This is a genomic window from Halobacillus litoralis (genome assembly GCF_020524025.1).
In the GTDB taxonomy this organism is placed as follows: domain Bacteria; phylum Bacillota; class Bacilli; order Bacillales; family Halobacillaceae; genus Halobacillus; species Halobacillus litoralis_D.
Map to the genome: position 1 here is coordinate 345,260 of NZ_JAIVKN010000003.1, position 21,203 is coordinate 366,462.

The window sequence follows — 21,203 nt, forward strand, 5'->3', positions numbered from 1 at the left end:
GGCACCTCTTTCATTATTTCTTCTGATCGGTGGGCACATTCTCCCAAACACCGTCGTTGGTCCCCGATTCCTCTTCTATGTCCGCACCAGATTGGTCACTGGAGTTTGAGTCGTTATCCCTCGTCGTATCTTCTTTTTCAACATCAAGTTTATGATCTTCCTGATCACTATCTCGACCAACTCCCGAATCCTCATTCACAACGGCACCATTTTGGATACCTGAGACATCTGCATGCTCTTCAATTCTCGGAACGGGAGGATAGTAATCTTCAGAGATTAACTCACCATTCATGTCTGGTTCTACTAGATTTGTCCGATATACGCTGACCATCTTTCCTGGTTGTCCCTGCTGCAGTAAACGAGAGGATCCGCGTTTTACAAGGGAGGAATAGTGGATGACAGTCTTTGGTTCAATCGTCTCGGGGGAACTGATTTTAAGGGAATAGTCCGGTGAGGCTGGGAAGCCTTTCCACTGAACAATAAGGTTCCCATTTTCCTCTTTCACGTTTAGTTGATATGTCATGGAAGATGAATTAAAAAGCATTAGATCCATCTGATTGATAGGGTCTACATTTGCTTCTAAACCTAACTCAATATAGGAGGGAGGCCGGTGACTAATATGCCGCTCCTGGACAATTAGTCCAGCATTCAAACCAGCAGCATAAATCGCTGTAGCCATTACGTCTAAAGAACGCTCGCTATACACACCATCAGCTTTTAATTGGCTGTTAAAAGAAAAGACTTCCCCGTCTTCCAACAGCATTCCATCGAATATCTCTACAGACCTGGAAAGGCTGACTTCCCCTGGTATGTGTAGCGAATATTGGGCAATTGTCTCATACAGATGAGAAGCGTCCGTTTTCAAAAAGTTATACGCTTTATATTCAAGAGCTTCATTTGGCAGGGAAGCTATATCTTCTTTTAATTTACGAACAAATTGTCCACTGTCAAACTCTGCTGCCCACGCATCATTCATCATGGAGTTTAATTTAGTTATAAGCGAATCATCTACCGTGACTACTAATCCCCCGGCCTCTTTGTCCATCGTTCGATCGACAGACGATACGACATTAAACTGAAACGCTTGAGGGTCCAGAATCATTTGTTTCCCATCTACTTCAAATCTGATATAAGCCGTATCTTTCCACTTTCCAATCCTCTTTGTGAGTATACGTACGGCATCATCCTTATCTGCGCCTGAAATATTAACAGAAGCTACGACAGTATTATCAGGGAAAGTTTGTTTACCTGGAAGGATATAAGGAAGAGCTGCCATACCGCCTGTTGAAAATAAGAACATCGATACAGATACAATGACAACTAATGATGCAAACCTAATATTGAAACGTTGACTCATCTCTATTCACCTCCTCGGTTAATAGCGTAATCACTGATTCTGACCAAAAAGCACCGAGGCCATTTGCTGGCAATCCAACAGTTTAACAAAGACTGGATTAGGAATTATAACAGCCATCCAGGTCCATCTAATCTTCACTGCGCTTTTTTATAATTATGTAATCTTTCCATTTCCCTCCCAAAGAACCGGCTGGATTTCTTCTTTTAAAGGGGAATTTTCCTCTTCCAATACTTCCTTTGTTGGATAAGTACGAACCACGTCTGTGTTTTCTAAGTCTATTTCCCCGGAAATAATGTCGTCGAAAGTTGTAAAATCATCTATTTTTTCCTCTTCTGCTTCTTCTCTCAAATCAAAAAGAGATTCATCCCGGAGTTTGAGCTGCCTGCTTCTTTCACTCATGAGATCTACTTCTGATAGTTCGTCGACATAGGGCAGATCATCATCTTCCTCAGAGGTATTTCTATGAAACCTCCGATTAGAAAACTCTGCATCAGGAATAAGCGCTTCATCAATCCACTCATCAGCAGACTGCTCCACGGACCTTTGTTCTACGGCTTCTTCTGCCAGGAGGGATTCTTCCAGCCACTCGTCATCTTTATTTCCTGCTTGAATAGACTCATCGTTTTCTCGCACCGGGCTCTCAACCACCCCCGTGGTGTCTTCCCAGCCTTCCGTTTCATCTAATACCGGACGGGCTTTTCCTTGGTCAAATAAAGACTCCTCTTCTGTATGGTCTTCAGCATTCGAGAAAACCTCCTGCTTCTCATCACCGATAGAAGCATAGGCTTCTTGTGAATCTCCACCTATTGAAGGCATTCGATGATATATTAAAACAGAACAGACGATACCTAATATCAGCGAAGTCAGTACTCCTATCCAAAATGTGTAGACTAGTGTAATTAAAATAGCTGATGAACTGACAAATGAACCGATGACCCACAAGGTTAATTTTTCCTTACGGTTGATACGAAGAGGCAGAAAGTAGATGGCAGCAAAAGAAAGAAGAATGGTAAGTAACCATACTATTAAATTCGTCAATCCAGCTCTCCCCTTCCATTATTCTCTATAGTAGTGAGTATCTAATTCCCTTACATTCAATTGATTAAGTGCCGGCAGGCCCGCCGGAGGGTTTAGGATAAGTGTTCCATCATAAATAACGGAGAGTCTGGAGAGCTCCGGGCGGAGGTCATCTTGATGATTTTCTATAAAGAGAACATCTTTCTTGTTGCCATAACGAATGGCATTTGGAAATCCCTCATCACTCACTCTCCCTTTTACAGCATTGAAGGTTATGTTCCCTCCGTAAACCCCACCTATGATCCGTAGATGAGAACCCACACCGCGTATGTCCAGGCTGCTATTCGTATAAAAATAGGCGTGAATCTCTTTAGATTCGTTGTTATATAAATTGTTACTGGAAATTTCCAGATCCCCATCACTTACGATAACCATAGATCCTCCACTTTCACTTGAAAGGTCCTCTACTGTTCCTCCAAGTTTTGTATAAATCGTACCCGTCATATTTAAATCTTTACGAATATCCACTTTATGGTTTATATACATCCGGCCGTTAAAAGTTAGATCTGAGATCATAACCCCGCACTTGTTATTACTCTCATTGTTTCCTTGGCAATTGCCGTTCTTTTTTATACCGCTTATATACATAAATCCACTTTCGGATATGGTGATATGCCCTGAAAGATCAGCATTTCCACGTACATAGATGGACCCATTAACATCCAAAATCCCCTGCTCGTCATCTGAAGATGATACGGTTAAATCTCCATCTACAATCAAATTCCCACCAACACTCAATTGAGAACCTTCAAGGTCTAAATCACCTCGTATGTAAGTGTCTCCTTCAAAATAATCAGGGGCCTTATTTGATTTCCCTTTTCTTTTGTAACCTTTTTTGATGACCTTGTATCCTTCTATACGGTCCACGTTTCCAGGAACCCCCTCTGCCCCTATTTCTCCCATCGGATGATTTTTCTTTTCCTGTATCATTTCGGTAACGGGAATGGAAGACAGGCCGGGATCTGGATCAATCATTCTTGGCAGGACAGAAAAATACCGCTCGAGATCGTTTTCCAGCACCTTCTTCTCATCAAAATCCTCAGAGACATAATATCCTTCTCCCACAGACAGGCCGCCGGGAATAGCAGGGTAAGAAGTATCAATTCGCTCTTCATCGACTAAGCTCGCTTGATTACGAAGGTGCAGGTTCTCTCCAACATATACATCCCCTTTTATATAAGGAGCACCATTTATATTCAGATCACCGGGTGTTACAACACTGTATTGAAACACATCCGAGACACTTGAAATAGTCAGGGTGCGGATCAGAGTTTTATCGGAATCATCCAGGCTCACCTTGACGTCTACTCTTTGTAAATAAACACCTTCCGCCCCATCTTTCAGCACTTCATCCTTAATCAGAACATCTTCATCAAATTGTGTTTGTGCATCTTGAATGACCGTGTCAATGCTGCTATCCAGTGACGCTGTATTTAAGTGGCCGCTGCTAAGATATTGATTAATTTCTCCCACACCTTGTTTAATATAGGCATGTGCTTCCTGGACCTTCATCTCAGCATCCGCCTGGGTCTCAATTAAACTTGTATTCACTTCAGAAAATTTTTGGGAGCCGATCGTGTAGCTCATTAAACTCAAACCTAAGATACTGAATATCGTGAACATAAGTAAAACCGTCAGCAGCACATATCCTTCTTGATTCTTATAAAAGAAGTGTTTCATCGATCATTCAGTCCCAGTCGGAAGATTTTTTTCATTGTATATATTTCATCTTTACTTCTTTTTTTTATTTTTAAATTCACGGTCAGATTTCCATTGTTATGTTCGAATGTTGTATTGGATAAGTTCATATCGGGACTGTTTATTTGCACTCCTTCTACAAACAGACGGCCGTTGCTTAACTGAACCTCAACCGTATCTTCCAGATAGGTTAACGTTTCCTCTTCCATCTTGTTTAAGCGCCTTGTTGTTCCAATAAACGCGTTGAAAGGATCACTATCCTCAGGGATGTCTATGGCATCTACATTAATCAGGTGCTCCTCTAAACTTAATACAATAATGTTCGCTTCTTTTCTCAACTCGGTTTTTAAAGCCGAGGATTCTACGGCACCCGATACAAAATAAAAGGCCTGATAAGCAGCCATTAACACGATCATAGATAAGCTCACCACAGCCAAAACTTCTACAAGGGTAAAACCTCTTTCACTATGTATATTCATAATTCCACATATCCTTCTAACCTGGATGTCTGAGTGGAAGTTTCAACCGTTACAGTAATCTTCAATAACTGACTTTTCAATGTGAGATCATCAGGATTTGTCACTTTTACCCTTGCCTGGTAGGCAGCCACACTTTTTGGATCATCTATTTGTAATAAGTCCGGAACATCCACAATAACATCACTGTTTATTTGCTTTTCCAAATCCCCTGATGGCTCAGCTTTGTAGACACTCATAATGCCATCAGCAATTTCCATTGCCGTAAAATCCTGATTGATCGTCTCTGACTGTGTCATTGTGTTCATAACCATCTGCGTAGATACAATAAACACTATGAATAGTAAGGCCATGGCTGCGACAACTTCTATTAATGAGAAACCTTTCTCGTTGTTAAAATGCCGCATATCCATCCCCCCATAAGCCCCTGTTAAGAAAAGTATATCGCAGATTTCAACCTTTGTCCTGTCATAACTTGTCAAATAATGAACAAAAAACTGTTCACCCTTCAGGGTTAAACAGTTTTCATCAGTTCTCTATAACCAGCGACACGATCACGGCCTTTTTGTTTCGCTCCTACATACATAGCCCGATCAGCCTGGCGGATTAAATCAAAGGCTTCTTCGCAATGATCAGGGTAAGTCGCAACGCCGATACTTGCCGTGACACTTATATAAGCCGGTCCTTGTTGGTTAAGGATGTGTTCATATGATAAAAAGGGCTCTCCTATTATGCACTGGCGAATATGATGAGCCATATGAGAAGCCATCTCTTCGTCATAACCAGGAAGAAGGAGGACAAATTCCTCCCCTCCATACCTTGCCAGGGTTCCTTTTTTCCCAATCGCGTCCTGAAGACGCTTTGCTAAAGAAGCAAGCACCTCATTGCCGCTCTCATGACCATACGTATCATTGACGCTCTTGAAATGATCAATATCTAACAATACGAGAGAAATAGACCCTGTTTGCTGCTCCAGTTCCACTTTGTCAAATAGGTCCCTGAGATAATGCTCAAAGTATCGGTAATTGTAAAGTCCCGTTAATGCGCAGCGCTCACTTTCTGCTTTCGTTCTTTCATAATGCCGGGCATTTTCAATAGCAACGCCTAAATAGTTTCCAAGGATGGTCAGAATCATAAATTGAAATTGAAAGTAAGCCCGCCGTTTATTCGAGTAGATCGTAATGATCCCTACGATTTCATTTTTCCTTTCAATTGGAATGGACAGCACACTTTCCGCATCAAGAGGTGTGTAGGCGTTCTCTAAGTGGGACCACTCCGATCTCTTCTTAAAGTAAACACTTTTCTCCTCTTCCCATGTGTTTCCACTGACGCTTTCCTTTTTCCCAAGATGAATGGAAGGGAAATCAATCTTTCCAGAACGATCAAAAAACCGTATCAATTCCATGTGATCATCTGAACTGACATCAAAGATATAAATATAATCAACAGGCAGGATATCCTTAATCCGCTGGACAAAAATATCTAAAACATCCTTTACACCAAGTTCTCCTGTTAGTTCATGCCCGATCTGGCTGGTTTCCTTTAGATAGGCATTTACCTGGTTGCTATTGTGATACAACATCATCATGCCTGATATAAATACAAAAGGAATACCAACAGAAAAGATACCGCTGATCCCATATTCAGAAAATACCATGTATAAAACAAACCCAATTGGCAGAACAAGGGCGGCTGTTAATAAATCCCAAATGAAACCCCGGTCAATCCAGCGTTGCTTCTTCCTATATATCACTTTTGAAATAAATGGGATAGAAAATTGATTGAGTATAATTTGTGACAAGGCATAACAAGTAATTGGCACTACATCTGTCAAATGATCGGTAGCGGCTTCCCCATGTGCTCCGCCCAGAGCGTAATAAACCAGCGCAGAGATTACAGAAATAAATAAAAACATAAGCAGATTAATCGGCACCCTGTACAAACTGCCTCTCCCAAGTCTAACCTTAGCTACTAATGCAAGAATAGCTACTTGGGAAATAACAATTTCGAAGAAGAGTCCATAGTACAGGAAAACCGCGAAGGCAACCCCGTGTGTAAAGAAGACAGGGTTATCACCAATCTGCAAAGGAAATAAGGCTACAATAGAGGCCAGGATAATAAATGCGATGATTTCCACACTGTTCCCTGCAAATACAGGATCCAGCCAAATGTATAAGCCATACATACTAATCGGCCAAACAAAGGCCCACAATAGCCATATGACAACTTTCTTTTCTTTTGACATTCGATCACCCCAACCTTGAAACCTGTTTCATTTACAGACCATTGTACCACAAGAATATTCTGAACATTTAAATCCGGCATAATTTCTTTATTCTTCTAAAGTCTCCCTAACCTTAGAGATAAAATAAAGGGAACCTGTTATTAATAAAATTCCGTTTTCACCCGCTGCTTCAGCTGCACACTTTAAAGCATCTTTATAATTTGAAACCGCTGTTGTTTCATCAATGGAGGAAAGACGTGCTAAATCTTGAGCAGATAGAGCTCTCGGAAAATCGAAGGTTGTCGTGAAGGCATGATCGACCACTTCATTTAAGGCATTCATCATTTTCTTTACCGGTTTATCTTCCAACGCTGCGTACACTAAAATAACTTTTCTTCCCTGGTAGTGACATTTCATTGTTTCAACTAAAGCCGCGGTGCCCTCTTCATTATGAGCACCATCTATGATAGTTAAAGGAGAGGTGCGGACCATTTCAAAACGTGCGGGCCATTTCGTCTTCTTAATTCCATCTTTATATAAAGACCTTTCCACCTTTACCCCGATAGACCTTAAAGCTTCCGCAGCCTGGACGGCTACTCCTGCATTTTCTACTTGATGAGGACCTTTCATCGTACTTAACCAAAGGTCATCAGATGTGAAGGAACCATTAGAAAACGTAAACCATTCCCCTTCTGCAGTGCTCTCCAAGTGGTCGACATGAAAGTCATCACCCAAGACATGCACCGTCGATCCAGTTTCATATGCTTTTTGTTGAATCACTTTCCTGGCTGTTTCCTGCTTCACCCCTGTAACAACAGGAATGCCGGGCTTTATAATCCCTGCTTTTTCACCAGCAATTTCCTCAATGGTTGAGCCAAGAATGTTCATATGGTCATGACCGATATTTGTAATAACAGAAAGAAGCGGTTTAACAATATTGGTTGAATCGTAGGTTCCCCCAAGTCCAGTCTCAACAAGAACATAGTCCAGGTTTATTTGTGAGAAGTGGACCATTGCCATAGCCGTGATAATCTCAAATTCTGTCGGCTCGCCAAGAGGGGTCAGTCGAAGTTCTTCCGCTAAAGGCTTAATTTTTTCAACAAGCTCTGCCAGCAATTCATCTGTAATTGGTATCCCATTCACACTAATTCTTTCATTGAACCTTTCGATATATGGGGATGTGAAAGTTCCGACAGCATACCCTTGTTCATTTAGAATATATCTCAAGAATGAAACCGTTGATCCTTTCCCATTTGTCCCGGCAATATGTACGGCTTGAATCCTTTTTTCTGGATGATCCAACCGCTCCATTAACCATTCCATCCGCTTTAATCCAGGTTTTACTTTAAATTTCTCTCTGGAATGAATCCATTTGAGCGCCTCTCTGTAATCCATTTTGCCTTCCCTCTCTTCAAAAAGAGGAGAGTACTCATAAGAATACCCTCCCCGCTCTTTTATGCTTTTAGTTCTTTAATCCGCGCTTCAACTTTTGCACGCTTATCAAGGTAATCTGTTTCTTTTTTACGTTCTTCCTCAACAACATGCTCAGGGGCTTTGCTGACAAACTTTTCGTTTGCCAATTTCTTCTGAACACGAGTCACTTCCTGATCCCACTTCTTCCATTCATTCTCCAGGCGTTTGATCTCATCTTCGATGTTAATCAAACCAGCTAACGGAAGATACAGTTCAGCTCCTGTAATAACAGCTGACATCGCTTTTTCAGGGGCTTGAAGGTCTGTGGCAATCGTCAGTTCACTTGGATTACAGAACTTCTCTAAATAATCACGGTTCTTCTCCAGTTCTTGAACGACCTCTTCATCCTTCGCCTGGATCATCAGCTGAATTTCTTTGGACATTGGTGTATCCACTTCAGCACGGATGTTCCTTACAGAGCGGATGATGGATACGAGACGATCCATTTCCTGAACGGCTTCTTCATTATGGAAGTCCTCACGAACCTGTGGCCAGGAGGCTAGTGTAATAGACTCTCCTTCATGAGGGAGGTGCTGCCAGATTTCTTCTGTAATGAATGGCATGAACGGGTGCAGCATGCGCATCGTCTGATCCAGTGTGTAGGCAAGGATGGATCGAGTCGTATGAATGCGCTTCTCATCTTCTCCGTATAATGGCAGTTTTGCCATTTCAATATACCAGTCACAGAAATCATCCCAGATAAAGTTGTACAAGTGACGGCCCGCTTCACCAAACTCATACTTATCTATATTGGTGGTCACCTGCTCGATCGTTTGATTTAAACGAGTTAGTATCCACTGGTCAGCTACGGACTTTTCACCGGATAAATCAATTTCACTGTACTCAAGGCCGCCCATATTCATTAAAGCGAATCGGGAAGCATTCCAGATCTTATTCGCAAAGTTCCATGTCGACTCGACTTTTTCCCAATGGAAACGTAAATCCTGTCCTGGAGAGGAGCCTGTAGACAGGAAGTAACGAAGCGAATCGGCGCCGTACTTTTCGATGACATCCATTGGATCGACACCGTTCCCCAGCGACTTACTCATCTTACGCCCTTCAGCATCGCGGACAAGCCCATGAATAAGAACATCTTTAAACGGACGCTCATTAGTAAACTCAAGGGACTGGAAGATCATACGGCTTACCCAGAAGCCAATAATGTCATACCCGGTAACAAGGACATTTGTCGGGAAGTAGCGTTGATAATCTTCGCTCTTTTCATCCGGCCATCCCATTGTGGAAAAAGGCCATAAAGCAGAAGAGAACCATGTATCGAGTACATCTTCATCCTGTTTCCAGTTTTCAGGGTCTTTCGGCTCTTCTTTCCCAACGTACAGTTCTCCAGTTTCTTTATGATACCAGGCAGGTATACGGTGCCCCCACCATAATTGTCTGGAAATACACCAGTCCCGTGTATTCTCCATCCAGTGTAAATACGGTTTCTCAAACCGATCCGGAACGAATTGTACTTGATCCTCACCTTTCTGCAGATCAATAGAAGACTGAGCCAGTGGCTGCATATCGACAAACCACTGAGTGGATAGGTAAGGTTCAACGACTGCACCGCTACGTTCGGAGTGACCAACCGAATGCATATGGTCCTCAATTTCAAACAGAACGCCCTCTTCCTGGAGATCTTTGACGATCTGCTTACGGCATTCAAAACGGTCCATTCCTTTATATTTGCCGGCGTTGTCATTCATTGTTCCATCTTCATTCATAACCAGAATACGCTTCAGGCTATGACGATTGCCAATTTCAAAGTCATTCGGGTCATGGGCTGGTGTAATCTTCACTGCACCTGAACCAAATTCCATATCGACATAGTCATCAGCAACTATTTCAATTTCACGTCCAACAATCGGCAGAATGGCTTTTTTACCAATTAAATGCTTATAACGGTCATCTTCAGGATGAACAGCAATCGCTGTATCACCAAGCATTGTCTCTGGACGAGTGGTAGCTATTTCAATCGTTCCTTCCTCATCCTTCAAAGGATAACGCATGTGATAAAAAGCTCCTTGGACATCCTTATATTCTACTTCGATGTCAGATAGAGCCGTCTGAGTAGCAGGGTCCCAGTTAATAATGTACTCCCCGCGATAAATCAGCCCTTTTTCATATAAAGTAACAAATACTTCTTTCACAGCATCGGAAAGCCCATCATCCAATGTGAAACGCTCACGGGAATAATCCAGTCCAAGGCCGAGTTTTTCCCATTGGGCACGGATGAATTTCGCATATTCACGTTTCCATTCCCATGACTTATCCAGGAATTTCTCCCGTCCTAAATCGTGACGTGAAATTCCTTCTTCACGGAGTTTCGCATCCACTTTTGCCTGGGTTGCAATTCCTGCGTGGTCCATACCCGGAAGCCACAGGACATCATAACCCTGCATACGCTTCACACGTGTAAGTATATCCTGCAATGTTGTATCCCAGGCATGCCCTAAGTGCAGTTTACCCGTTACGTTCGGGGGCGGGATAACAATGGTGTAAGGCTTTTTATTTTTATCTCCTGTAGCTTCGAAAAATTTACCGTCCACCCAGTATTGATAGCGATCCTTCTCTACAGCAGATGGATCATATTTTGTGGGCATCGAAAGATCTTGGTGATTCATTTCGACCTTCCTCCTTCTATTCTCTTTAATAAGTAATCCCTGTTTTGACCTGCCATTAATTTCAGGAAAACCATTTACACGATGCTAATCTAAGGAATAGGGTATGTCTTCCACTACCTCTGAGATGAGCAAGATTGTTTCTAAAAGTTTAACAAGTTCCTTTTTATTAACAGCATTTTAGACAGAGTCAAATAAAAAAATCCCTTCATCCAATAAAGGACGAAAGGGATTGATTTCCGTGGTACCACCTTAATTTACAGGATCATCTCCTGTACACTCAATAAAAATAACGGCTTCTAACCGGCTCCTCCTACTCCATCGTTCAAAGAAGCTGCATCAAGGGCGACCTTCCATCAACAGGGTTCCTGGAAAACTCTCAGCATTTGTTTTCCTCTCTGAAGGAATTGTTCATGTACTCTTCCCTATCTAAGCATTTCACGTATAAAGACTATATAACATATTGTATATAGAAACGAAGCATTTAGTCAACTATCTTAAAAAAAATAAGTTAAAGCCCCAGGCAATGATGGCCGGGAGCTTGATTGACTTTATAAGAAAGAGGTGCTGAAATGAGCCGTTTCTATCGTTATCGTCTGCCTCCTTGGTGCAGAACCTGGCTTTATGTCATTGAAAAGTCCCTATTACCTATTGTCATTTTCCAGGCTTTAAGAACCATTATCTTCCCAACCACTTTTGACATTTTCCTCTTAGGTTTAGTCCTTGGCGTATGGCTTGCTTTTAAATATAAATGGATTTAATTCGGGATGTAAACAATCTGTCCAGGTGAAACATCATCTTCGTAATCGTTCACTCGCTCAAGCTGTTTCAAGGATACATCATACTTTTCAGCGATGGATGACAGCGTTTCTTCTTCCTGGGCAATATACATTTTCATTTGAGTATACGTGTCTTCTCTATTTGGAAATAGATGTTTAAATATCTGTTTAATGCCATCCATGCCACCAGGAGCCTCCACACTCTCTTTTGACTCTGCACTGGATTCGGATGACTCTTCTACACTCACTTCCCCCCAGTCCGCTGTACTTTCAGAAGAAGATTCTGATTCAGAAGGGCTCTCCTGCTGAACATTTTCTGGCACATGGCCGAAAAACTCAGGAAAACTCTGTGACTTTTTATAAAACCAGCGGCCACCATCTTCTTCTTTTTCTGTCTCATCCTTTTGTTCCTGATTGTTATTAATTCTAAAAATCGGCACTTCTCTCTCTGGTAGAACAGGATGTGCCTCTTCTGTTTGCTCCTTCATGCTCACAGGACCTACTGTTGCTGACTCATCGAACTCATTAGAGTTAGCCGCCTTGGTTTCTTTTTCTTCCACACCATTAATAGTCACTTGAGCATGAAGACGTAGCTGGCGGGCAGCAGGAAGTTCATAGTCAAACGTCTCAATATCTATTAGTACATCCTCTAAATTTGAAACTCTTTCCAACGGAACGGTGATTTCAACAGGGAAAGCATGTGAAAACAGGTGGACGCCGCCTTCTGATGGCTCTACACGTTCCATTACACGAACGGATGAAGACGATGGACTTTCATCTGCGAAAGGCTCTGAACCGATTGGGATGTATTCTCCAGCTAAATCCACCGTCCCTTTTAATCGAACTTCATCTCCAAGCTCTTCAATCGAAATTTCAGGTTCCAAAGATATGCCGATCAGTTCACGTACGCCCTGTCCTTCCTTGAACCATATAGATTCATCTAAGTAAAATGAAAAGACATTTTGTTTATTTTGCAATATTTAGTCCCTCCCTAAGGTAATCAACACGATTCACTATTAACACCTTATGCGAGAGTTATAGTTATATACATGGAGTCTCGTCTCAAAGAAAACAAAAAACGCATGAGGACATGCCTCATGCGTTTTAATGTTTATTTAATTGTAGAGAAAACTTTTTCCGCAGCACGGATTGTGTTCTCAATGTCTTCATCTGTATGTTTCACAGAAAGGAACAAACCTTCAAACTGGGAAGGAGGAAGATAAATGCCCTCTTGAATCATACCCTGGAAGTATTTCGTGAACAGATCGAGATCAGAGTGATTAGCTGTTTCAAAGTTCGTCACAGGTTCATTCGTGAAGAAGAAACCAACCATAGATCCGGCACGGTTCACAGTCAGGGGAATATCATATTTCTTTGCTGCAGATTGATATCCCTCAATGAGACGGTCGACTTTCTTATTTATTGAGGCATAAGCTTCTTCAGTCATGGAAGAAATGGTCTGATATCCCGCTGTCATAGCTAAAGGATTACCAGACAACGTTCCTGCCTGGTAGATATCACCGACCGGCGCAATACGTTCCATTATTTCCCGCTTTCCTCCGTATGCTCCTACAGGCAGACCTCCGCCAATGACTTTACCAAGGCATGTCATATCAGGAGTTACCCCGAAATGCCCTTGAGCACTATGGTATCCGACGCGGAACCCTGTCATAACTTCATCAAAAATCAACACGGTTCCATTCGTTTCTGTCAGCTGGCGTAATTCCTGCAGAAAACCGTCATTAGGAGGGACCACGCCCATATTCCCTGATACAGGTTCAATAATGACAGCAGCTAAATCATCCCCGTATTGTTCAAAAACATAACGGACGCTTTCTATATCATTGTAGGGGACAGTAATCGTATTTTGAGCAATAGATTCTGGTACTCCCGGAGAATCTGGCAGACCAAGGGTAGCCACACCGGAACCAGCCTTAATTAGCAAGGAATCTCCATGACCATGGTAGTTCCCCTCAAATTTAAGGATTTTATCCCGACCTGTATAACCTCGAGCGACACGTAAAGCACTCATAGTTGCTTCTGTGCCGGAGTTCACCATGCGCAGCATTTCCACAGACGGTACACGTTCTCTCACAAGGTCTGCAAGCTGATTCTCAATTTCTGTCGGTGCTCCGAAACTTGTCCCATGCTCGGTTACTTTCTTTAAAGATTCAACTACTTTTTCGTCCGCGTGTCCAAGAATGAGAGGACCAAAACTTAGTACATAGTCGATGTACTCATTTCCATCAACGTCGTAAAGTTTGGAGCCTTTCCCTTTCTCCATAAAAATGGGATCCATTTGAACAGACTTAAAAGCACGTACAGGAGAGTTCACTCCTCCGGGCATTAATTCTACCGCTTCCTTATAAGCCGCTTTTGAACGATCAAAATTCTTCATAACCTGCACCCTTCCTTCACTTCAAGTTTATTGGTTTAACCACTTGGCTGCATCTTTAGCGAAATAAGTAATAATTAAATCGGCGCCCGCACGCTTCATCGCTGTCAGCTTCTCAAGAACAATCTCCTGCTCATTGACCCAGCCATTTTGTGCTGCAGCTTTAATCATCGAATACTCCCCACTGACATTATAAGCGACTAAAGGAAGGTTAAAGCGATCCTTAACCTCCCGCATAATATCCAAATAAGCCAAGGCAGGTTTCACGATTAGAAAGTCTGCACCTTCCTGGACGTCTGATTCCGCTTCCCTTATCGCTTCCAGGCGGTTGGAAGGATCCATCTGATAAGCACGTCTGTCACCAAACTGTGGTGAACTGTGGGCCGCATCACGGAAAGGACCGTAAAAGGAAGACGCATACTTCACAGCATACGACATGACCGGAATATGACTAAAACCTGCCTCATCAAGGCCTTGTCTGATAGCTGCAACAAAACCGTCCATCATATTTGAGGGAGCAATAATGTCTGCACCGGCTTCGGCTTGAGTAACAGCTGTTTTTGTAATATAAGTAAGAGATTCATCATTAGCGATGTCCCCATCACGCACAACACCACAGTGCCCGTGATCGGTGTATTGGCAGAGGCAGGTATCCGCTATAACGGTCAAAGAAGGTACCTCTTCCTTAATTTGGCGAATCGCACGCTGTACGATACCATGCTCATGATACGCCTGGCTGCCTACTTCGTCTTTCTCGTTAGGAACTCCAAAAACAATAACAGAGCGAATATCTAGGTTAACAAGCTCCTGCATTTCCTCTGTCAGATAATCCAGAGAAACTTGATGAACTCCAGGCATCGAAGAAACAGGATTTTTTATCCCTTCTCCTTCGACTACAAAAATAGGGAAAATCAAGTCTTCTGTACGTAAATGAGTCTCTCTGACAAGTGCCCGCATGGATTCTGTCCGACGCAGACGACGATGCCGTTTAAATTGTAAGTCTTTCATAATTATCGTTTCCCTTCATTAGAAAAATAGCAAACCATCTCTTCAAACATATGTTGAATTGTATACTGCAAAGGAACCATGACATTTTTAAAACCGTGGCTCCGGGCCTTTTCAGCTGTTGTAGGTCCAATACAAAAACACGGAAGGTCCAATCCTTTTTGGTCCGTCCCTTTAACAATTGATAAGAAAGCTTGAATCGTGGACGGACTCGTAAACGTAAGCGCGTCCAGATCGTTGTCTGAAATCCATTTTCTTATCTTTTTTTGATCGTCTTTCACTAGTAGAGTATCATACACGGTGAGAGATTGAAAAAATACGCCCTTGTCCTTGAAATAAGTTGGGAGAACATCCCGCGATCGATTCCCTCTTATGTAAAGAATGTTTCCCGGATCAGGATACTGTTGGAAAAACTCACTCCCCATTTTATCTGCGCGGTAAAGAGTCGGCAGAAAATCAGCTTCATATCCGTGGTCCTGTAACGCCCGTTTTGTTTTTGAACCAATAATAGCGATGTTCATTTGTTTGGGAAAGATCACTTTGTATTTTTTTAACAGTTCGAAAAAAAACTTCACGGCATTGGAGCTTGTTAAAAAAATCCAAGAGTAGTCGTGAAGTTCATGAAGAGTCTTTTCGTGAGACTCCGAATCATTTAATTGGAAAGTAAGAAGAGGAGTATGACGTACAACTCCTCCTTTTCCTTCAATCATTTCTGTGAAACGCCTTGCCTGGGATTTTCCTCGCGTTACGAGAACTTTCTTCCCTTGCAACGGCTGCATTATTGATCATACTCCTCTTTAGCACGATCAACAATCTCTTGTGCCCCTTGCTCTTTCAAGCGGTCAGCTGCTTCCTTACCAACCTCAATAGGATCTTTCCCTGATACAGTCTCATGAAGAATCGTCTTCCCATCAGGAGTTCCAACTAAGGCAGTTAAGACAATTTCCTCTCCTTTGCGGTAGGCGTACCCTCCAATAGGGACCTGGCACCCGCCATTTAAGTCATGAAGGAATTTACGTTCTGCCGCTACAGTCGTTTCTGTATATTCATGATTCAATTCGAGAAGGAATTGACGAAGCTCTGAGTCATTTTCCCGGCACTGAATAGCTAGAGCACCTTGTCCAACAGCTGGAACACATACATCAGGCTCTAAATATTCCGTTACAACGTCGTCATCCCACCCCATGCGTTTTAATCCTGCAGCAGCCAGGACAATGGCATCATAGTTTTCCTCTTTCAATTTCCGGAGGCGGGTATCGATGTTTCCACGGATCCACTGAATTTCAAGGTCAGGACGGACAGCTTTAATCTGAGATCCTCGACGCAGACTGCTTGTCCCGACAACGGCTCCTTCTGGAAGATCCTTTAGGGCCACATGACCATTCGATACAAAAGCATCTCTATGGTCTTCGCGAATAGGAACAGATGCGACTGTTAGACCTTCTGCCACGACAGCAGGCATATCTTTCATACTATGGACAGCCATATCAATTTCCCCGTCATACATCGCCTGTTCAATTTCTTTGATGAAGAGACCTTTTCCGCCCACTTTAGATAAAGTGACATCAAGGATTTGATCCCCTTTGGTTGTAATACGTTTAATTTCAAACTCATAAGAAGGGTCAATCTGTTTCAATTGTTCAATGACCCATTCTGTTTGAGTAATAGCCAATTTACTTTTTCGCGAGCCGATGACGATTTTTCTCATAGTGTGTTCCTCCTCTTACTAAAAGTGAAAGTTAGATAGTGATCCAAATAAAAAGAAGTTAATCAATAAAAATAGAAAAGCTGCTGCATTGAATAATGAAATCGTACGGCCCTGGTAACCCTTGACGATGCGTAAAAATAAATAAACGACATAGACAACTAAAACCAGAAAGGAACCAAGCGTCTTGAAGTCATACCAATAGAAGATATCTGTTGAAACATACCCCCATACTACTCCAAGAATAATGGCTATAAGCAGCAGTGGAATCCCAAGAATAACGGCGATATAAGAAAAGTGATCGAGCTTTGTCAAGTCACCCAGCCGGAACAATTTGGCGTTCCATTTCTTTTTCTTTAACAGACGATACTGGAGTAAGTACATGATAGAAAAAATAAAGGAGAGGGTAAAAAAACCATATGAAACAATTGCCAGGCTGATATGGATGACAAGAAGTTCATTGACGAGGGCAATCCCCCGATTCTCCAGAACATTTTGTGCCCTTGTGGATATATGAATAATCATGATTAGAAAACCAACCACATTCGTGAAGAACACCAGAAAATCCACTTTAAATAGTCGGTTAATGATCAAGGAAAAGGTCACAAGAATCCATGCATAAAAGTAAAGTCCGTCATACACGGTCATAATTGGAAAGTTCTCTTTTATGAAAAGCTGGGAAAGCAGGAAGAAACTTTGCAAAACCCAAACCATACTAAGTAACCAGAAGGCAATCACATTTGCCTTCCGGTTATTTTGCACAAAGTCGATGAAATACCCAATTAGACTCAATCCGTAGAGGAAAAGGATGAGTTCATACACCCATTTAAGTTCAAGCATTGGATTTCCCACCTTATGATTGCATCATAGGGCTGATGATTGAAACCGAATCACTTGCCTCTGTATTGTTTTTCACCTTAGTGTTGTTCTTTTTTTCTTGAAGTTCGACCTCTTTTTCCACCTGTTCTTCAATCCCGAAGATCTGAGTGAACAAACGAAGAGTATCTTCAGAATCAGGCTGAGCAGCTAATTCTTTCGCTTGAGAAATCGGGTCTTTCAGCATTTGGTTAATGATACTTTTCGTATGCTTATTTAACACTTTTCGCTCACGCTCGCTGAGTTCAGGCATTTTCCGTTCAATGCTTTTCATCGTTTCTGCTTGAATATTCAGTGCCTTTGAACGAAGAGCCGAGATGACCGGTACTACACCAATAGTTTGAAGCCATTGTTTAAACTGGACGATTTCAGCTTCAATCATAATCTCAATTTCTTCTGCTGCCTGTTTACGCAAAGCTAAGTTAGCATCTACAATCCCTTGTAAATCATCAATGTCATACAAAAAGACACTCTCAAGTGTATCCATTTGCGGGTCAAGATCCCGTGGGACTGCAATATCTACAAAGAACAAAGGCTTGCCTTTTCTCTTTTTATGAATTGGTTCCATTTGTTCTTTTGTCACTACGTAATCTGTAGCGCCTGTTGAACTGATGACGATATCCGCGTCGGCCAGCACTTCCCCTAGTTCGTCCATCGTTTTTGCATAGCCATTAAACTGGGCAGCTACGGATTCTGCTTTGGATAAAGTACGATTCACCACAGAAACTTTCCGAACTCCCGACCCATGGAGGTTTTTGGCTGCTAATTCACCCATTTTCCCCGCTCCAAGAATAACGATATGCTTGTGGACAAGGTCTCCAAAGATTTTACGGGCAAGTTCTACAGCTGCGTAACTGACGGATACAGCGTTTTCACCGATTTCTGTGTCCTTGTGAGCTTGTTTAGCCATCGTTACGGCCTGTCTGAAAAGTTGATTGAAAATCGTTCCGGTTGTTCCAGCTTCCTGGGCGCGTGTAAATGCCTGCTTCATTTGTCCCAAAATCTGTGTCTCACCAAGAACCATAGAATCCAAACCAGAAGTTACCTTAAGAAGGTGCTCCATAGCTCCATCAGTCTCATAAATAGAAAGAAAAGGAGAAAAATCTTCCTTATCCACCTGAAACCAATCCGCCATGAACTGCTTAATATAGTAACGACCCGTGTGGAGTTGATCCACCACAGCGTATATTTCCGTACGATTGCATGTAGAAATAATCACATTCTCCAGTACGCTTTTTTGAGCGTTGAGCTGCTGCATAGCTTCATCCAGCTGCTCTTCATGAAATGTGAGCCTCTCTCTAATTTCCACAGGGGCTGTTTTATAATTAAGACCGACAGCTAAAATGTGCATTTCATCTACCCCCATTAAACGTTCAAAACTTATCACATATCCATTATTATAGCACAAAAATCTCAATATTTTTGGTTCCAAATATGAACAGATTTTGAAACTGGTATGATAGGATAAGATTAGATCATATCAAAAAATCACAAATGTTTTAGAAAGTCTTTAAATGTTAATCCGACTGTAATATATCAAATCAAGAAGACAATCGCAAGGAACCGGCTTTTTATTTTACCGCGTCAGGATGTGAGTTATTTGAATAAAAATCATTCTTTAGTCGGCTTTATGCTGATCGGACTGGGCGTATACTTTTTACTTCGTCATCTCAATATACCCGAGCTCTCCCCATTCTACTCATGGCCTTCTCTTTTAGTTATCATAGGATTATCTTTTCTTATACATAGCTATATGCTTAAGGATTATTCCAACCTATTTACTGGAGGCTTAATCTTTGGGTTAGGTGTTCATTTCCTCGGCGTCCAACAGCTTTCCTTCTGGATTGATCATTGGGGCGTCTATCTTTTAATCATTGGAGGAGCATTTCTTCTTCAATATCAGAAGTTAAGAAAAGGGCTGCTGCCAGGTTTAATTCTAGTTGGAATTGGAGCTTTCTCCCTTTGGGCCCCGACCAATCCAGGATGGTTTTCATGGATACAAAAGCTCTTTTTATTGATTGAAAACTTCTGGCCGTTTGTTTTAATTATTTTTGGAGTTTATTTATTGAAGAAAAAAACATAAACAAGGCGGCCTCACGGCCGCCTTGTTTATGTTCTATGCCTTCATTTATAAGATGGAACTTAAGAAGGCCTGTGTGCGTTCTTCTTTTGGATTTTCAAAGATATCTTTGGGTGCACCTGTTTCTACAATTTTTCCGTCATGCATATAAACCACACGATCTGCCACTTCTCGCGCAAAACCCATCTCATGGGTAACAACAACCATCGTCATTCCCTCTTTGGCGAGATCTTTCATGGTTTGGAGCACTTCCCCGACTAACTCAGGGTCTAAAGCAGACGTTGGCTCATCAAATAACATAATTTCAGGTTTCATAGCCAAAGCCCTTGCAATAGCCACACGCTGTTTCTGTCCTCCGGAAAGTCTTGAAGGGTAATCTCCTGCTTTGTCTCCAAGACCGACTTTTTCAAGAAGTTCCTGCCCTTCTTTTTTCGCTTGTGCTTTTGGAATTCCTTTCACCTGGGTTGGCGCTTCGATAACGTTCCCCAGAACAGTCTTGTGAGGAAACAGATTGAAATGCTGAAAAACCATGCCAACTTGCTGGCGGACTTCGTTCAAATTATCTTTTTTCGGGTTAATTTCCTTCCCTTTCAAATAAAGCTCTCCACTATTTTTCATTTCTAAATAGTTTAAACAGCGAAGCATGGTACTTTTCCCTGAACCACTGGCACCAATAAGGACGACCACTTCACTTTCTTTCACTTGAAAATCAACATCTTTTAGGACGTGTAAATCACCAAAGTATTTATTTAATTTATTTACCTGTATCATATATTCAGACAATGTTTTCCCTCCTCAATTAGTCGCTCGCAGCCATCTTCTTCTCTATTGCACCAACGACAAGTGTCAGCAGGAAGACTAGAATTAAATACCATACAGCACTGACAAGCAGCCATGTCATATAGTCAAACGTATTGGCTCCTTGGGTAGTGGCTACAGCAAATATTTCCGATACGCCGATAAAAGCAGCTAAGGATGAATCTTTCAACCCAATAATAAACTGATTTCCTAATGGAGGCAATGCGCGTCTAAAGGCTTGAGGCAGGATGATACGTCTCATCGTAAGGGTTGTGCTCATACCAAGAGAACGACCGGCCTCCGTCTGGCCTTTACCTATAGACTGAATAGAACCACGGAAGATCTCGGCGATATATGCGCCATTATGGAAAGCAAGTCCTAAGGCGACGGACCAAAATCCACTGATCATCCAAATTTCTGTAAGACCGTAATAGAAAACAAAGATCTGTACAATTAAAGGCGTACCCCTGACCACATAGATATAAATGTTAGCTATCCATTCCAGGGGTTTTATCTGTGATATTTTCATAAACGCAAACATAAGTCCAATTACAATCGCAATCAGTATGGAAACAGCCGTTAGTGCAAGCGTCAATTGGGCGGCTTCAAAGAAAATACCGCGGCTGTTAATCAAGGCCT

Annotated in this window: 19 protein-coding genes and 1 other annotated feature; of the genes, 2 read left to right on the forward strand and 17 right to left on the reverse strand. The window is 42.0% G+C overall.

The features are described from left to right. Window positions 1-13: 13 nt before the first annotated feature. The 8 genes from LC036_RS13370 to LC036_RS13405 form a co-directional block, all read right to left on the reverse strand. On the reverse strand, window positions 14-1,357 hold the full coding sequence (locus tag LC036_RS13370; RefSeq protein WP_226583411.1) for a VanW family protein: 1,344 nt from the start codon (window positions 1,355-1,357) through the stop codon (window positions 14-16). 153 nt (window positions 1,358-1,510) lie between these two features. Then, entirely contained in the window at window positions 1,511-2,395 is an 885-nt protein-coding gene (locus LC036_RS13375) for a hypothetical protein (RefSeq protein ID WP_226583414.1), read from the reverse strand. 18 nt (window positions 2,396-2,413) lie between these two features. After that, the gene (locus tag LC036_RS13380; protein WP_226583417.1) at window positions 2,414-4,114 is read right to left on the reverse strand and encodes a hypothetical protein; all 1,701 of its coding nucleotides are present in this window, start codon (window positions 4,112-4,114) and stop codon (window positions 2,414-2,416) included. Further along, on the reverse strand, window positions 4,111-4,611 hold the full coding sequence (locus LC036_RS13385; protein ID WP_226583420.1) for a type II secretion system protein J: 501 nt from the start codon (window positions 4,609-4,611) through the stop codon (window positions 4,111-4,113). Before LC036_RS13385 ends, LC036_RS13380 begins: the two co-directional genes overlap by 4 nt. Beyond that, window positions 4,608-5,015 carry a prepilin-type N-terminal cleavage/methylation domain-containing protein gene (locus tag LC036_RS13390; RefSeq protein WP_226583423.1) on the reverse strand — a complete coding sequence of 136 codons (408 nt, stop codon included), beginning with the start codon at window positions 5,013-5,015 and terminating at the stop codon, window positions 4,608-4,610. Before LC036_RS13390 ends, LC036_RS13385 begins: the two co-directional genes overlap by 4 nt. A 107-nt stretch (window positions 5,016-5,122) precedes the next feature. After that, on the reverse strand, window positions 5,123-6,853 hold the full coding sequence (locus tag LC036_RS13395) for a sensor domain-containing diguanylate cyclase (RefSeq protein WP_226583426.1): 1,731 nt from the start codon (window positions 6,851-6,853) through the stop codon (window positions 5,123-5,125). Window positions 6,854-6,940: 87 nt separating this feature from the next. Next, complete coding sequence (locus LC036_RS13400) at window positions 6,941-8,227, reverse strand: bifunctional folylpolyglutamate synthase/dihydrofolate synthase (protein ID WP_226583429.1); 1,287 nt, start codon at window positions 8,225-8,227, stop codon at window positions 6,941-6,943. Between the two features lie 59 nt (window positions 8,228-8,286). Next, window positions 8,287-10,929 (reverse strand): valine--tRNA ligase, encoded by a 2,643-nt coding sequence (locus tag LC036_RS13405; protein ID WP_226583432.1) that lies wholly within the window; start codon window positions 10,927-10,929, stop codon window positions 8,287-8,289. 212 nt (window positions 10,930-11,141) lie between these two features. Continuing rightward, window positions 11,142-11,367 (reverse strand) — a binding site (T-box leader). Between the two features lie 131 nt (window positions 11,368-11,498). On the opposite strand from LC036_RS13405, the gene LC036_RS13410 reads away from it, so the two are divergent. Beyond that, entirely contained in the window at window positions 11,499-11,687 is a 189-nt protein-coding gene (locus tag LC036_RS13410) for a hypothetical protein (protein WP_226583435.1), read from the forward strand. Here the strand turns inward: LC036_RS13410 and spoVID are convergent. From spoVID to hemA, 7 genes are all read right to left on the reverse strand, one after another. Beyond that, window positions 11,684-12,682, reverse strand: a complete 999-nt coding sequence (spoVID, locus tag LC036_RS13415) for a stage VI sporulation protein D (protein ID WP_226583438.1) — start codon at window positions 12,680-12,682, stop codon at window positions 11,684-11,686. The genes LC036_RS13410 and spoVID overlap by 4 nt on opposite strands. A 134-nt stretch (window positions 12,683-12,816) precedes the next feature. Further along, window positions 12,817-14,103 carry a glutamate-1-semialdehyde 2,1-aminomutase gene (hemL, locus tag LC036_RS13420; RefSeq protein WP_226583441.1) on the reverse strand — a complete coding sequence of 429 codons (1,287 nt, stop codon included), beginning with the start codon at window positions 14,101-14,103 and terminating at the stop codon, window positions 12,817-12,819. A 27-nt stretch (window positions 14,104-14,130) separates the two neighbouring features. Continuing rightward, a complete protein-coding gene (hemB, locus tag LC036_RS13425) occupies window positions 14,131-15,108 on the reverse strand; it encodes a porphobilinogen synthase (protein ID WP_226583444.1) in 978 nt (325 codons plus the stop codon). 2 nt (window positions 15,109-15,110) lie between these two features. Next, window positions 15,111-15,884 carry a uroporphyrinogen-III synthase gene (locus tag LC036_RS13430; protein WP_226583447.1) on the reverse strand — a complete coding sequence of 258 codons (774 nt, stop codon included), beginning with the start codon at window positions 15,882-15,884 and terminating at the stop codon, window positions 15,111-15,113. Beyond that, entirely contained in the window at window positions 15,884-16,813 is a 930-nt protein-coding gene (gene hemC, locus LC036_RS13435) for a hydroxymethylbilane synthase (protein WP_226583450.1), read from the reverse strand. Before hemC ends, LC036_RS13430 begins: the two co-directional genes overlap by 1 nt. An 18-nt stretch (window positions 16,814-16,831) precedes the next feature. Beyond that, window positions 16,832-17,650 carry a cytochrome c biogenesis protein gene (ccsA, locus tag LC036_RS13440; RefSeq protein ID WP_226583454.1) on the reverse strand — a complete coding sequence of 273 codons (819 nt, stop codon included), beginning with the start codon at window positions 17,648-17,650 and terminating at the stop codon, window positions 16,832-16,834. A 13-nt stretch (window positions 17,651-17,663) separates the two neighbouring features. Next, window positions 17,664-19,037, reverse strand: coding sequence for a glutamyl-tRNA reductase (gene hemA / locus LC036_RS13445; RefSeq protein WP_226583457.1), 1,374 nt, complete (start codon window positions 19,035-19,037; stop codon window positions 17,664-17,666). A 249-nt stretch (window positions 19,038-19,286) separates the two neighbouring features. On the opposite strand from hemA, the gene LC036_RS13450 reads away from it, so the two are divergent. Continuing rightward, entirely contained in the window at window positions 19,287-19,769 is a 483-nt protein-coding gene (locus tag LC036_RS13450) for a LiaI-LiaF-like domain-containing protein (protein ID WP_226583460.1), read from the forward strand. A 45-nt stretch (window positions 19,770-19,814) separates the two neighbouring features. Here the strand turns inward: LC036_RS13450 and LC036_RS13455 are convergent, their stop codons facing one another. Together LC036_RS13455 and LC036_RS13460 are read right to left on the reverse strand one after the other, a co-directional pair. Beyond that, window positions 19,815-20,537: an amino acid ABC transporter ATP-binding protein gene (locus LC036_RS13455; protein ID WP_226583947.1), complete on the reverse strand. Its 723-nt coding sequence runs from the start codon at window positions 20,535-20,537 to the stop codon at window positions 19,815-19,817. A 28-nt stretch (window positions 20,538-20,565) separates the two neighbouring features. Continuing rightward, window positions 20,566-21,198, reverse strand: coding sequence for an amino acid ABC transporter permease (locus LC036_RS13460; RefSeq protein WP_226583463.1), 633 nt, complete (start codon window positions 21,196-21,198; stop codon window positions 20,566-20,568). Between the last annotated feature and the right edge of the window lie 5 nt (window positions 21,199-21,203).

What these genes read in the sequence shown, in the direction of transcription:
- LC036_RS13370 (WP_226583411.1), bottom strand. Translation starts at nt 1,357, where the DNA reads ATGAGTCAACGTTTCAATATTAGGTTTGCATCATTAGTTGTCATTGTA.
- LC036_RS13380 (WP_226583417.1), bottom strand. Translation starts at nt 4,114, where the DNA reads ATGAAACACTTCTTTTATAAGAATCAAGAAGGATATGTGCTGCTGACG.
- LC036_RS13385 (WP_226583420.1), bottom strand. Translation starts at nt 4,611, where the DNA reads ATGAATATACATAGTGAAAGAGGTTTTACCCTTGTAGAAGTTTTGGCT.
- LC036_RS13390 (WP_226583423.1), bottom strand. Translation starts at nt 5,015, where the DNA reads ATGCGGCATTTTAACAACGAGAAAGGTTTCTCATTAATAGAAGTTGTC.
- LC036_RS13395 (WP_226583426.1), bottom strand. Translation starts at nt 6,853, where the DNA reads ATGTCAAAAGAAAAGAAAGTTGTCATATGGCTATTGTGGGCCTTTGTT.
- LC036_RS13400 (WP_226583429.1), bottom strand. Translation starts at nt 8,227, where the DNA reads ATGGATTACAGAGAGGCGCTCAAATGGATTCATTCCAGAGAGAAATTT.
- LC036_RS13405 (WP_226583432.1), bottom strand. Translation starts at nt 10,929, where the DNA reads ATGAATCACCAAGATCTTTCGATGCCCACAAAATATGATCCATCTGCT.
- LC036_RS13410 (WP_226583435.1), top strand. Translation starts at nt 11,499, where the DNA reads ATGAGCCGTTTCTATCGTTATCGTCTGCCTCCTTGGTGCAGAACCTGG.
- hemL (WP_226583441.1), bottom strand. Translation starts at nt 14,103, where the DNA reads ATGAAGAATTTTGATCGTTCAAAAGCGGCTTATAAGGAAGCGGTAGAA.
- hemB (WP_226583444.1), bottom strand. Translation starts at nt 15,108, where the DNA reads ATGAAAGACTTACAATTTAAACGGCATCGTCGTCTGCGTCGGACAGAA.
- LC036_RS13430 (WP_226583447.1), bottom strand. Translation starts at nt 15,884, where the DNA reads ATGCAGCCGTTGCAAGGGAAGAAAGTTCTCGTAACGCGAGGAAAATCC.
- hemC (WP_226583450.1), bottom strand. Translation starts at nt 16,813, where the DNA reads ATGAGAAAAATCGTCATCGGCTCGCGAAAAAGTAAATTGGCTATTACT.
- ccsA (WP_226583454.1), bottom strand. Translation starts at nt 17,650, where the DNA reads ATGCTTGAACTTAAATGGGTGTATGAACTCATCCTTTTCCTCTACGGA.
- hemA (WP_226583457.1), bottom strand. Translation starts at nt 19,037, where the DNA reads ATGCACATTTTAGCTGTCGGTCTTAATTATAAAACAGCCCCTGTGGAA.
- LC036_RS13455 (WP_226583947.1), bottom strand. Translation starts at nt 20,537, where the DNA reads ATGATACAGGTAAATAAATTAAATAAATACTTTGGTGATTTACACGTC.